This is a genomic window from Opitutia bacterium (assembly GCA_016217545.1).
Classification (GTDB): domain Bacteria; phylum Verrucomicrobiota; class Verrucomicrobiia; order Opitutales; family Opitutaceae; genus Didemnitutus.
Window position 1 is genome coordinate 896,346 of the sequence record JACRHT010000017.1, and the last position, 12,809, is coordinate 909,154.

Here is a 12,809-nt window from a genome sequence, read left to right on the forward strand (position 1 = left end):
CGAGCCGAAAACTCGCGGCGCTTGCGCACGGCCGCGGCGAACGGCAGCGTGAACAAACCGGCTCCGCCCATGCCCACTCGCCCCCTCACCCGCCGCGCCTTTCTTGCCGCCGCCGCGGGCGTGCCGTTGACCTTCCTCTACACTTGGCGCGTCGAGCCGCATTGGCTCGAGATCACCGAGCGCGAGCTGCCGATCCGCCACCTGCCGACGCACCTTGTGGGTCGCACGCTGGCCCATTTTTCCGATGTGCATGTCGGCTGGACCGTCGATCCCGACTACATCGCCGAGACGTTTCGCCGCGTCGCTGCGCGCCGGCCGGATATCGTCGTGCAGACCGGCGATCTCATCACCTCCAGCGGCGCGGCCGGTCTCGCCGAGCTTCGGCGGCTCCTCGCGGGATTTCCGCGCGGCTCGCTCGGCAGCTACGCCGTCCTCGGCAATCACGACTACGGCCACAATTGGAGCCACCCCGACGAGGCCGACGCCGTCACCGCCGAGCTCACGCGCGCCGGCGTGCAGGTGCTGCGCAACGCCCAGGCGGATTGCGCCGGCTTGCGCATCGTCGGCTTCGACGACCTCTGGGCCGGCCGCTTCAACCCGACGCGTGCGCTGGCCGGATTGCCCGCCGGCGCGCCGGTTCTCGCGCTTTGCCACAACCCGGACGCATGCGACCTGCCGGGCTGGGAAAATTTCCACGGCTGGATCCTCGCCGGCCACACGCACGGCGGCCAATGCAAACCCCCGTTCCTCCCGCCGCCCATCCTGCCGGTGAAAAACCGCCGCTACACCTGCGGCGCCTTCGATCTCGCCGGCGAGCGCCAGCTCTACATTTCCCGCGGCGTCGGCCACCTGATGCGCGTGCGCTTCAACGTCCGGCCCGAGGTCGCGCTGTTCACGCTTCGCCGCGCGTGAACCAGGCCGCATCGCCACGGCAGCAATTTTGGGGAAATCCCCCATGAGCGAAACCTTGGCAGGCGCGAGCAGCCGAATTGATTGACCGCGGCGTCGCTCGCGCGGTCAGTGCGATAGCACGGGTTCGCTTCCACGCACGCGCGCGAGCGCGCCGCCAATTCGCCGCCGCTGCGGCGACCGCGTCTGTTTCGACGCGGATCTTCATCCACCGCCCGCCGCCGACTCAGCGTGCCCGGGCCGAACCAAAGGATCGCATGCCCAACAAGCTCCCTGAGTCCCGCCTGCCGCGCATCGGCATGGTCTCCACGCACGGCTACGTCGCCGCCCAGCCGCCACTCGGCGCCGCCGATACCGGCGGCCAGGTGGTCTACGTGCTCGAACTCTCGAAGAAGCTCGCGCAACTCGGCTACGAGGTCGACATCTGGACGCGCCGCTTCGAGGACCAACCCGAAATCGAAGCCGTCGCCGAGCGCGTGCGCATCATCCGCATGCCGTGCGGCGGCCCGAACTTCATCGACAAGGAATACCTCGCGCGCCACCTCGCCGAGTGGGCGGAACACGCCTTGCGCTTCATCGCCCGGCACCGGCTGCGCTACCAATTTTTCAACAGCCACTATTGGGACGCCGGCGTCGCCACCCGGCGTCTCGCCGAGGCGCTCGACGTGCCGCACATCCACACGCCGCACTCGCTCGGGCTGTGGAAAAAGCAGCTGATGGAACGCGACTACCCGCACGACGTCGCGCGCTTCGAGGAGAAATACAACTTCACCCAGCGCATCCAGGAGGAGCGCCACCTCTACGCCACCTGCGACGAGGTCATCGCCACCACGCCGCTCCAAGTCGACATGATCGCCGCCGACTACGGCGCGCCCGCCGAGCACGTGCACATGATCCCGCCGGGCTACGACGACAACCGCTTCTTCCCCGTCAGCGCCGCCTCGCGCAACACCCTGCGCCGTCGCCTCGGCTACGACGGCAAGGTCGTCCTCGCGATCGGCCGCCTCGCCCGCAACAAGGGCTACGACCTGCTCATCGACGCCTTCTCCATCGTCGCTCCGCGCATCGAGGATGCGCATCTCCATCTCGCCGTCGGCGGCACGCGCCTCAACGCGGCGGAAAAAGAAATCCTCGCCGATCTGAAGAAACGCGTCCGCCGCTACCGCTTGCAATCGCGCGTCACGTTCGGCGGCTTCGTCTCCGACCGTGACCTCGCCAACCGCTACCGCGCCGCGGACGTCTTCGTGCTCAGCAGCCGCTACGAGCCCTTCGGCATGACCGCGATCGAGGCGATGGCCTGCGGCACGCCGACGGTGGTCACCACGCACGGCGGTCTCTACCGCGCGCTCACCTTCGGCCGCCACGCGCTCTACGCCGACTCGTTCGACAAGCTCGACCTCGGCATCTCCATCGTGAAGGTCCTGAAACACCCGCGGCTCTCCCAACGGCTTTCGCGCATGGGCGCGCACAAGGCCCGCAGCCTCTTCACCTGGACCGGCATCGCCCAGCAGCTCGTCAGCCTCATCGAGGAACGCGCCACCGCGCTCGCCTTCAGCGACACCGAGTGGGACGAGCCGTGGAACGACGGCGACTAGGGACTGTTAATAGTTGAGAGGTGAGAGTTGAGCGCAGACCGCCAGCAACGCACCGCGCTTCTCCTCCACTCGGTCCCTCAACTCTCAACCCTCACTCTCAACTCCCGCCCCCGATGCCTTCCATTCGCCTCTTCAGCTCCGACCTCGACGGCACGCTCCTCGGCAATCCCGAGGCGACGCGCCGCTTCAAATTTGCCTGGGAAGCACTCGACCCGGCCGCGCGCCCGCTCCTCGCCTACAACAGCGGACGCTTGGTGGACGACCTCCGGCGCTTCATCGACGACGGCACGCTGCCCGCCGCCGAATTCTACATCGGCGGGGTCGGCACGCAGATCTACGACGTGCGCGCGGGCGCCTTCCTCACCGAATTCCACGCGCACCTCCGGACCGGCTGGGACCTCGCGCTCGTCCGCCAGATCGTCGGCCAGTTTCCCGGCGCCCGGGCGCAGCCCGACGAGTTCCAACACGAGTTCAAGTCCAGCTGGTTCCTCGACCGTGCGCCGCGCAGCGCGGTCCGCGAGTTGCGCGCGCAGCTCGCGCTCGCGGGTCTCGAGGTCAACGTCGTCTACTCCAGCTCGCGCGACCTCGACATCCTTCCGCGCCAAGCCACCAAGGGCGGCGCGCTCGCCTGGCTCGCTCCGCGCCTCGGGATCGCCTTCGACGAAACTCTCGTCGCTGGCGACACGGGCAACGACGCCTCGATGTTCCGCCTGCCCGGCGTCCGCGGCATCATCGTGGAAAACGCCCAGCCCGAACTCTTCGAGGCCACGGTCGACATCCCGATCTACACCTCGCGCCAGATCCTCGCCGAGGGCGTGCTCGATGGGCTCTGCCACTTCGGCGTGGTCTGCGCCGTGCCGAGCCGCGCCGAGGCTCGCATCGCCGCCGACGATCTCGCGCCGAGCTTCCGCCAGCTCTTCACCGGCACGCACCTCGGCGGACTCGCCGATCACGAACGCGAACTGCTCCGCACCGGCTACGCCCGCGCACTTGAGGCGTTGAAGCGCAACATCACGCCGCTCGGCTTCTCCGCCTGCTCGCTCGCCGACAACACCGTCACCGGCACCGACGCCAACTACCGCAGCGTCTGGGCGCGCGACGGCGCCATCACGATCTGGAGCACTCTCTCCGTGGACGACCCCGAGGTGCGCGCGGCGCAGGTCCGGACCTTCGAGACGCTGCTCGGCGCCGTCTCCGTGCACGGCCAGATCCCGGCCAACGTCCGCATTGACACCGGCGAAGCCGACTACTCCGGCGTGGGCAACATCGCCTCGATCGACAGCGGCCTGTGGGTCGTCATCGCGCTCTACAACTACGCCGCCCGCACCGGCGACCTCACCCTGCTCTACCGCCACGCCGACCGCCTGCACGACGTCATGGTCTGGCTCGCCGCCCACGACGCCAACAACGACGGCCTGCTCGAGATCCCGGAAGCCGGCGACTGGACCGACCTCTTCGGCCGCAGCTACAACGTTCTCTACGACGAGGTGCTGTGGTTCGGCGCGAACGTCTGCTACGGCCGCATCCTCGAGCTCATGGGCCAGTTCGACCAAGCCGCGGCCTACCTGCGTCGCTCGCAAAAAATCCGCGCGCGCGTGCTCGAGGCCTTCTGGCCGACCACGAACGGCGCCAGCACCGAGACGCGCCCGCACCGCTTCGCCGACCGGCAGTTCGCGCTCGGCGACACGCAATATCTCTTGGCCGAGATCACGCCCTTCGCCTTCAACTGGCGCTGCGACACCTACGCGAACATCCTCGCGTTCCTCATGAACGTGCTCGACGTCGAGCGCGCGCGCACGGCCTTCCGCTTCATGTGGGGCGTCGGCGTCAACCAGCCCTGGCCCGTCGCCAACCTTTACCCGGTGGTGCAGTCAGGCGATCCCGACTGGCGCGCCTACTACACGGTCAACCTGCTCAACCTGCCGCACCACTACCACAACGGCGGCATCTGGCCCTTCATCGGCGGCCTGTGGGTGCGCTTCATCCAGCGACTCGGTTTCCACGAAGTCGCCTGCCGCGAGCTGGTGCGCCTCGCGCAAGTCAACCAACTCGGCCGCGACCGCGAGTGGGAATTCAACGAGTGGGTGCACGGCCAGACCGGCCGGCCGATGGGCAAGGCCTACCAGGCGTGGTCCGCCGCGACCTTCCTCCACGCCTGCCACGAACTCGACGCCGAGCCGCGTGCAAGCGACAGGGACTGACTACGCCCACACCGGACGCTCGGCGCTCAACCGCGCCGACGGCGCCAAGCCGCCACTCCGACCAAACCGAGCCCGAGGCCGAACAGCGCGTAGGTCGACGGCTCCGGAATGACTGAAATTCCGCCCGGGACATACGTGTCGGAGAAAGCGAAGGACAGCAGCTGGTGCGTCCCCGTGGCGGAGCCGGTCGCGCCGGTGAAGCCGATGTAGGCGTTCGCGCCGCCGATCGCCGTCGCGAGATCGAACGGATTCTGCGCCGTGCCGTAGGTCAGCGACGCCGTCGTGGGGCGCACGCCCGTCGTGCTCGCGCGCACTTCCAAGGCCGTGCCGTTGTAGTCCACCCACACGGACCACTTCTGGCCGTTGTCGAATCGCGTCGACTCCGCCGCCGTGACGACCGAGTTCACGCTGCCATTGAGATCGAGGCCGTAGTGGTTGGAGTCGGGATCGGCCCGGGTGGAGTTGAACCACGTGTCGAATTCGACCGCGACGCTTTGATTGATTCCCAGATAGCCGAGGCCCTCGCCCGAGCTGCCCAGCGCATTCGCTTGCGCGCGCTGGATGACGAACGCGAGTCCGTCCGCGCCCTGCTGGTTGAACGAATCCGTGCCACCGCCCGGATTGGTGATCCGGAACTCAAACGCGGCGCTGAAGCTCGAGATCGAATAGGTCGACGACGTGAAAACCGACCCGCGGTCGTTGGCGTTGTCCGCCAGAGTGATCGCACCGCCGGAGACGGAGACGCTGTTCCGAGTCAGGCCGGTCGTGCTCGTGAAATCACGGTAGAGCACGGTCTGCGCGGTCCCGCGCGCCGCGAGGGTCGCGAAAAGGAATAGCGCAAGTATGCTGAGTCGTGGGGAGCTCATGCCGGTCGGGGGCGAAGGTGAAATCGCCGCGCCTGCGCGCGAGCCAATTTACTCGCGACTGGGTGAATACCCCGAGGGCCTTTCGGCTAGGACGCCCGCCCCGGTAAATCTCCGGTGAATCTCTGCCCCATCCAGCCCTGGTGGCACGCGGGACGCGCGAAACTTTCAGAGGTCGCCCAGCTGTGGACGCAGCACGATTTCCTCGACCACCGTCGTGCGACCGAGCCGGTAAACATCGAGGAACGCGCGCGCCACATCCTCGGCGGGCATGATGCGCTCCGGCGTCACGCCGCTGCCGCTCCACGACGGCGACCACGTCGCGCCCGGATGCACGCAGCACACCCGCACACCTGCGTCGCGCGTTTCCGCGCGCAACACCTGCGCGAGACCGGTCACGCCGAACTTCGCCGCGCAATACGCCGCCGCATTCGGATACGCGCCGAGCCCCGCGATCGAACTCATGAAGAAGATGTCTCCGCTGCCCCGCTCCGTCATCGCCGACAGGAACGCGCGCGTGACGAGGAACGCGCTGCGCAGGTTCACCGCGATCATGCGATCGAACTCCGCGACCGTCGTGTCGGCGAACTTCGCCTGCGTAAACGCGCCGGCGTTGTTGATCAGGACATCGACGGTGCCGAAACGCCTCGCGACACCGCGCGCCATCTTCGCCACTGCGGCCTCGTCGCTCGTGTCGCACGCGAACGTCGCGGCTTCCGCGCCGAACTGGGCGCACTCGGCCGCGACCGCGCGCAGGTTGCGCGCGTTGCGAGCGACGAGTGCGAGGCGCACGCCTTTCAGCTCGGCGGCGAAGACGCGCGCGATGGCGGCGCCGATGCCTTGCGAGGCGCCGGTGATGAGCACGACGGGAGCGGGAGCGACGGGCGGAGATTTTTTCGGCACCGCGCCACCGTGGGCGGAAAATCGCCAAACTCCAAATCCCAAACCACGGCGGCCCTCGTGTGCCGCGGTCTTGCGGGGTTTGCCTGTAGGAGCCTGCTTGCAGGCGACCAAAGATGGCCGAAGTTCGTTTCTGCTGCGGAGCCGCGGCGGTCGCCTGCAAGCAGGCTCCTACAATCGGTCAGTTCACCGCAGTCGCAGCAAACCAACGGCACCGAGCGCGAGCGCGGCGACGACCAAAATCCGGCCGTAGAGCGGCAACCGTCGCGCAAGCCCGCGCGTCTCAGCGTCGACGCGGTCCGCCTCGGCCGTCCGGCCGGCGCGGCGCAGGTTTTCCGCGTAGCTCTCGCGATGGCGGAAGGCGTTTTTCAGCGCGCTGTTCACGCGCCAGAGGAAAAAGCCGAGCAGCAGCAGCAAGGCGGCCGCGGTCAACAAGGCCGTGCCGCGCGTGAGTTCCTGCCACATGCGCCGCCGCCTTTCGTCAACAGAGCAGCGCGCCGAAGTCCATGAAGTCGGCGGTGAAGCCGCCCTTCACGCCCTTGCAGATCACGCTCACGGCGTCGTGCGAGTGCAGCGACTCGAGGTGCGAGCACGCGATGCGGAAATCGATGATGCGCTTCTCGGCGTCGAACTCCTTGTAGAGCAGGCGCGCGGCGTCCTCGACGAATTTGAGGTAGGCGCCGTTGAGCTCGGCGAACGCCTGCTCGTCCTCGCGCTTCACCATCACCTGCGTCTCGGTCTGGAGCGCGCGGAGGCAGAGCGCGTGGATGTCCTCGATCCAGATTTTCTTCCCGGGCGCCTCCTCGACGGTGACGCGCGCCTTGCTGCGCTGCGAGTGCGGCACGGTGTAGGCGCCGCGCTGGTCGCGCGCATGCTCGCTGAGTTCCGCGGAGCACGGGCAGGCGGACGAGTAGACGAAGTCGAAGTGGATGAAGCGCCGATAGCGTCCGTCGCGGGTCATCACGCCCTCGAACGCGACGTTGTAGAACTGATAACCCTCGAGGCCGCTGCGCAGGCTCTCGCGCACCATCGGGTAGGAGAACGAGATTTTCAGCCGCGCGTCCTTGCTGTCGATGTTGCGCAGGTAGTTTTTCAGGACCTTGCCCATCCACTCGCCGGTCGTGACCTCGTCCTTGTGCTCGTAGAAGGTCCGCATGATGCGGCTCATGTTGATGCCCTTCAGCTCGGCCTCGAGCGACACGGTGCCGGTGACGCTCGTCTCGAGCGTGAGGGTCTCGCCGGACTTCGTGCGGTATTTCAGCGGGAGTTTGAAATTATGGATGCCGACCTGCTGGATCGGCACGTTCGCGCCTTGGATGGCGTCGTGCGCGGCCTCCATCATGTCGGGCAGCGAGGCGCGGTAGGCCGGCGTGGCGCGGAACTTCGCATCGTAGCTCCGGGCGGTGCGCGGCGCGGTGCCGGCAGCGGAGCGATGCAGATACATCGGCTTGGATTTGCTCATGTCGTTTTTGAGTGCGTGGAACGCCAGGCGGTTGGGACGATAACCGTAGCCCCGGGTCGTCGGGGTTAGCTGGCGTCGGGGCCGAAATACTCGGCGAAGTTGCGTGGGGTTTCGTAGAGGCGCACGCAATGCAGGCGCGCGTGCGGGAGATTGATGTGCGGGGCGATCTCGTTCCAGAACGCGATCACGAGGTTCTCGGTCGAGGGAATGATGCCGCGAAGGAAATCGACCTCGTCGTTCAGGTTGCGGTGGTCGCACTTGTCGACGATCGCGCGCTGGAGGATGCGCTTCAGCTCGGCGAGGTCCATGAGGTAGCCGGTCACCGGATCGGGGCGGCCGCGCAGCGAAACCTCGAGCACGTAGTTGTGGCCGTGCCAGTGCGGGTTCGTGCAGAGGCCGTATTGCTGCTGGTTCCAAGCGAGGCTCTTCGTCGGGTTGTAGAGCCGGTGCGCGGAGTTGAAGTGCACCTGGCGCGTAATGGTCACGACGCCATCGAGCACGCGCACGGACGCCGGCTGGGCCGCGCGGGCGGTGGCGGGACGTCGGGAACGGGCGGTGCGTTTCGCGGGCATGGAGGGACGAGCCAAGCCAGTTTCCCCGCCGCGTCAACTGCGCCGCCCGGGACGCGGCCCCGCTCCGGTCAAGTTCGCCGTTGCCGGGTCCGGCGCCGCTCGCGACGATGGACCTCCGGCCGCCATGAAAATCCGCAAAGCCCTCATCACCGCCGCGAACCCCAAGCAGCGCGCCCTGCCCTTGCAAACGCTCGTCGACCGCGACGGCGAAACGAAATCCGCCCTCCAGATCGTGCTCGCTGAAGCGGCCAGCGCCGGGATCGAGGAATTCGCCGTCGTCGTGTGCCCCGGCGACGAGGCCGCCTATGCCGCCGCTTGCGGGCCGCTGCGCGACCGCGTGCGCTTCGTCCCGCAAAATGAACCACGCGGCTACGGGCACGCCCTGCTTTGCGGTCGCGAATTCTGCGGCACCGATGCCTTCCTTCACCTCGTCGGCGACCACTTGCATGTCGCCTCGGGTGCCGTGAGCTGCGCCCGCCAGCTGATCGATGCCGCCGCACAGGAAAACGCGCCGGTGTCCGCCGTGCAGCCCACGCGCGAGAGTCTCCTCACTTCCTACGGCGCCATCGGCGGCCACCTCGTTGGCAACGGCGAGCGCTCGCTCTACCAAATCGAGACCGTCCTCGAAAAACCGACGCCCACCCTCGCCGAGCAACAGCTTATCGTCCCCGGCCTGCGCGCCGGGTTCTACCTCTGTTTCTTCGGCCTGCATGCGCTCGACGGCGAAATCTTCACCTTGCTCGAAGAGCGGCGCGCCGCCGCGCCGGACGCCGCGCTCGGCCTGTCGCCCGCCCTCCACGCGCTCGCCGCGAAACGCCGCTACCTCGCGCTCGCCCTCGCCGGCCGCCGCTACGACATCGGCGCGCCCTACGGCCTGCTCACGGCGCAACTCGCGCTCTCGCTCGCCGGCCGCGACCGCGACCTCGTGCTCACGCAGGTGATCGAACTGCTCGCTATCCGCGCCAACTAAGCCATGACGCCGCGGATCACCGACATCATCGCCGGCGCGGAGCCCGCGCTGCGCGACCTCGCCCTCGAACGCTGGTGCGCCGGCCGCTCCGTCGCCGAGCTTCTCGCCGCCTGCGCCGAGCTCGAGGCCTTCCGCCGTCGCGAGACGAACCTCTACCACCGCGTGCGCGCGTTGTTTTTCCTCGCCGCGATCCACCGCTACGAGCTGCCCGCCCGCGCCGGCTACGCCCGCACGGGACGCGTGCCGCAAAAGGGTTTTGCCCAGCTGCTCGACCGACGCTTCGAGGAGGCAATCTCGCACTTCCAGGCCGCCTTCGCCGAGCAGGGCGCGAACGAGACGCTCTCCTCCGCGCTCGCCGCCGCGTATCACCAGCTCGCGTTTCAAACCCTCGCCGACCAAGTGCGCCGCACCGTGCGCTCCACGCGCGGCAACGCCTGGATGTTCCGCCTCGGCCATCCGCTCGACCAGCCGCTGCGGGTCCATCCGGAGCTGCTGCGACGCGAGCACGCCGCCGCGCCCTTCCCCGTCCTGCGCGAATGCACGCCCGTGCGCATGGACCTCACGCACTGCGGCTGGAGCGACATCTTTTTCCTCGGGATGGATTTTCCGGAAGGCGCGCGCGTGCTCAACATCTCCATCGATCTCGGCGTCCACGGCCGCGACGCGGCGCCGCGTCCGCCGGTCGAAGCCTACTTCCGCGTCATCGACGAACCCGTCATCCGCCTCGCGAGCGTCGACCTTGAGGCGAGCGCGCGACTCGAGAAACTCGACGACGTCTTCGATTTCGGCCGCGACTATCTCGGCTTGCTCAAGGCCGCGATCATCGCCGCCGGCCTCGTTCCTCCGGGCATCGAAAGCTCGGGCACGCAGCTCGCCGACCTGCTCGCGCGCATCTTCGGCCCCGGCCGCGGCTTCGAGCTGGTCAGCAACGTCAACCGCATCCCCAAGGGCTCGCGCCTCGCCGTCTCCACCAATCTCCTCGGCGCGCTCATCGGCGTGTGCATGCGCGCCACCAGCCAGATCGCGTCGCTCTCCGGCCCCATGACCGAGCCCGAGCGCCGCATGGTCGCCGCCCGCGCCATCCTCGGCGAATGGCTCGGCGGCTCCGGCGGCGGTTGGCAGGACTCCGGCGGCCTTTGGCCCGGCATCAAGCTGATCGAAGGCGCCGTCGCGCGCCCGGGTGACGCCGAACACGGCACCAGCCGCGGCTGCCTTCTCCCGCGCCACACGCTGCTCGGCCCCGACCGCGTGCCGGCCGAGGCGCGAAAAAAACTCCAGGACTCGCTCGTGCTGGTCCACGGCGGCATGGCGCAAAACGTCGGCCCGATCCTCGAAATGGTGACCGAGAAATACCTGCTGCGCAGCGACGCCGCTTGGCGCGCCCGCGGGCAAGCCGTCGCCACGCTCGACGAGATCCTCGCGCTCCTCGCTCGCGGAGACATCCGCGCGCTCGGTCGCGCGTTGACCGACAATTTCTTCGGCCCGCTCCACACGATCATCCCGTGGGTGACGACCTCCTACACCGAGCAGCTCATCGAAAAAGTCCGCGCCGCGTTCGGCGACGACTTCTGGGGTTTCTGGATGCTCGGCGGCATGTCCGGCGGCGGCATGGGCTTCATCTTCGCGCCGGAGAAGAAACGCGCCGGCCAGGAATTTCTCCAGCGCACGATGCTCGAGACGAAGCGCGAGCTCGCCGCCGCGCTGCCGTTCGCGATGGACCCGGTGGTCTACGACTTCGCCATCAACGAGCACGGCTCCGTCGCCTCGCTGCTCGCCGGTCCCGCCGCGCTGCTGCCCGTCGGCTACTATCAGGCCGCGATGCCCGCCGTCCTGCGCCGCGAGGTTCGCGACCTCTCCGCGCGCGAACGCAGCGACGTCCAGCAATTCACCGCCGCCGCACGCACGCTGCCCGAATATTCCTCCGCGCTGCCCACATTGCTCGACCGCCTGCTGCCGTCGGCGGCGGACAAGGACGACGCAGCGCAGCAACTCCACGCACAACTCACCGCGAACGGCTTCGATCCCGTCCAGCACGAGCAAATCCGCGCCGACCTCCGCAACGGCCGCATCGGTCTCGCGATGAACCGTCTGCCGACCACGACGCGCATCGACGACGTGCCCGCCCGCGAACTCTTCGACGCCACGCGCGTCGACGCCGCGCATCGCGCCGCCGGCGAGGCCGCGCTCCGTCGCGGCGAGGTCGCCGTCGTCACCTACGCCGCCGGCGTCGGCAGCCGCTGGACGCAGGGCGCCGGCGTGGTGAAGGGCCTGCACCCGTTCGCGAAATTCTCCGGCCGCCACCGCAGTTTCATCGAGGTCCATCTCGCCAAGACGCGCCACCTCGCCCGCGCGCACGGCGCGACGATTCCCCACGTGTTCACCACGAGCCATCTGACCCACGCGCCGATCGAGTCCCGCTTGCGCCAGCTCGTGGGCGACGCACTCGGCCGCGACGTCTGGCTCTCGCCGGGCCGCTCGATCGGCCTGCGCCTCGTGCCGACCGTGCGCGACCTCCACTTCGCGTGGGAGGAGACCGCGCAGCAGCGTCTCGACGAACAGAAGCAGAAAATGCGCGACAGCGTGCGCGCCGCGCTGACGAACTGGGCGCGCGCGACCGGCGAAGGCGCCGACTACACGGACAACCTGCCCGCGCAGTGCCTGCATCCCGTCGGCCACTGGTTCGAGATTCCCAATCTCCTCAAGAACGGCGTGCTCGCCCGCCTGCTCGCCGCGCATCCGCAGCTCCGCACGCTCGTCGTGCACAACATCGACACGCTCGGCGCCACGCCCGATCCCGCGATGGTCGACTGGTTCCAATCCGCCGGCACCACGCTCGGCTGGGAAGTCATCACGCGCCGGATCGACGATCACGGCGGCGGCCTCGCACGGGTCGACGACCGCGTGCGCCTCGTCGAAGGCCTCGCCCTGCCGCGCGAGGAGGACGAGTTCGCGCTGACCTACTACAACACGAACACCTGCTGGATCGACCTCGACCGCCTGCTCGCGCTCTTCTCCCTTACTCGCGCCGATCTCGCCGATGCGGAAAAATGCGCCGCCGCCGTCCGCACGCTCGGCGCTCGCCTGCCGACTTACGTCACGCTCAAGGACGTGAAGAAGCGCTGGGGTCACGGCCAGGAGGACGTCTATCCCGTCGCGCAGTTCGAAAAACTCTGGGGCGACATGACCGCCCTGTCCGAGTGCTCCAACACCTTCGCCCTCGTCTCGCGCCTCCGCGGGCAGCAACTGAAGGACCAGGCGCAACTCGACGGCTGGGCCCGCGACGGCTCCGCCGCCGCGATCGGCGAGCTCTGCGACTTCTCCTGAATGCCGCCGGCGC

The 12,809-nt window shown here is 68.4% G+C and carries 10 protein-coding genes; 5 read left to right on the forward strand and 5 right to left on the reverse strand.

What is annotated here, in order from left to right; genetic code table 11:
- Positions 1-69 precede the first annotated feature (69 nt).
- The 3 genes from HZA32_19745 (at position 70) to HZA32_19755 (ending at position 4,705) form a co-directional block, all read left to right on the forward strand.
- Positions 70-912, forward strand: a complete 843-nt coding sequence (locus HZA32_19745; GenBank protein MBI5426314.1) for a metallophosphoesterase — start codon at positions 70-72, stop codon at positions 910-912.
- A gap of 254 nt (positions 913-1,166) precedes the next feature.
- A complete protein-coding gene (locus HZA32_19750) occupies positions 1,167-2,504 on the forward strand; it encodes a glycosyltransferase (protein MBI5426315.1) in 1,338 nt (445 codons plus the stop codon).
- Between the two features lie 113 nt (positions 2,505-2,617).
- Entirely contained in the window at positions 2,618-4,705 is a 2,088-nt protein-coding gene (locus HZA32_19755; protein MBI5426316.1) for an HAD-IIB family hydrolase, read from the forward strand.
- Positions 4,706-4,731: 26 nt separating this feature from the next.
- Here the strand turns inward: HZA32_19755 and HZA32_19760 are convergent, their stop codons facing one another.
- The 5 genes from HZA32_19760 to HZA32_19780 form a co-directional block, all read right to left on the reverse strand.
- Positions 4,732-5,571, reverse strand: coding sequence for a PEP-CTERM sorting domain-containing protein (locus tag HZA32_19760; GenBank protein ID MBI5426317.1), 840 nt, complete (start codon positions 5,569-5,571; stop codon positions 4,732-4,734).
- Positions 5,572-5,736: 165 nt separating this feature from the next.
- Entirely contained in the window at positions 5,737-6,471 is a 735-nt protein-coding gene (locus tag HZA32_19765) for an SDR family oxidoreductase (protein MBI5426318.1), read from the reverse strand.
- A gap of 183 nt (positions 6,472-6,654) precedes the next feature.
- On the reverse strand, positions 6,655-6,933 hold the full coding sequence (locus HZA32_19770) for a hypothetical protein (protein MBI5426319.1): 279 nt from the start codon (positions 6,931-6,933) through the stop codon (positions 6,655-6,657).
- A gap of 16 nt (positions 6,934-6,949) precedes the next feature.
- Positions 6,950-7,930, reverse strand: coding sequence for a GTP cyclohydrolase I FolE2 (locus HZA32_19775; GenBank protein ID MBI5426320.1), 981 nt, complete (start codon positions 7,928-7,930; stop codon positions 6,950-6,952).
- A gap of 65 nt (positions 7,931-7,995) precedes the next feature.
- Positions 7,996-8,502: a 6-carboxytetrahydropterin synthase gene (locus HZA32_19780; protein ID MBI5426321.1), complete on the reverse strand. Its 507-nt coding sequence runs from the start codon at positions 8,500-8,502 to the stop codon at positions 7,996-7,998.
- Between the two features lie 124 nt (positions 8,503-8,626).
- On the opposite strand from HZA32_19780, the gene HZA32_19785 reads away from it, so the two are divergent.
- Together HZA32_19785 and HZA32_19790 are read left to right on the forward strand one after the other, a co-directional pair.
- On the forward strand, positions 8,627-9,472 hold the full coding sequence (locus HZA32_19785; GenBank protein ID MBI5426322.1) for an NTP transferase domain-containing protein: 846 nt from the start codon (positions 8,627-8,629) through the stop codon (positions 9,470-9,472).
- 3 nt (positions 9,473-9,475) lie between these two features.
- Positions 9,476-12,796, forward strand: a complete 3,321-nt coding sequence (locus tag HZA32_19790; GenBank protein MBI5426323.1) for a UTP--glucose-1-phosphate uridylyltransferase — start codon at positions 9,476-9,478, stop codon at positions 12,794-12,796.
- Positions 12,797-12,809: the final 13 nt, after the last annotated feature.

Bases quoted from the DNA above. Each gene is read 5' to 3' on its own strand.
- HZA32_19745 (MBI5426314.1), top strand. From the start codon at position 70: ATGCCCACTCGCCCCCTCACCCGCCGCGCCTTTCTTGCCGCCGCCGCG.
- HZA32_19750 (MBI5426315.1), top strand. From the start codon at position 1,167: ATGCCCAACAAGCTCCCTGAGTCCCGCCTGCCGCGCATCGGCATGGTC.
- HZA32_19755 (MBI5426316.1), top strand. From the start codon at position 2,618: ATGCCTTCCATTCGCCTCTTCAGCTCCGACCTCGACGGCACGCTCCTC.
- HZA32_19760 (MBI5426317.1), bottom strand. From the start codon at position 5,571: ATGAGCTCCCCACGACTCAGCATACTTGCGCTATTCCTTTTCGCGACC.
- HZA32_19770 (MBI5426319.1), bottom strand. From the start codon at position 6,933: ATGTGGCAGGAACTCACGCGCGGCACGGCCTTGTTGACCGCGGCCGCC.
- HZA32_19775 (MBI5426320.1), bottom strand. From the start codon at position 7,930: ATGAGCAAATCCAAGCCGATGTATCTGCATCGCTCCGCTGCCGGCACC.
- HZA32_19780 (MBI5426321.1), bottom strand. From the start codon at position 8,502: ATGCCCGCGAAACGCACCGCCCGTTCCCGACGTCCCGCCACCGCCCGC.
- HZA32_19785 (MBI5426322.1), top strand. From the start codon at position 8,627: ATGAAAATCCGCAAAGCCCTCATCACCGCCGCGAACCCCAAGCAGCGC.
- HZA32_19790 (MBI5426323.1), top strand. From the start codon at position 9,476: ATGACGCCGCGGATCACCGACATCATCGCCGGCGCGGAGCCCGCGCTG.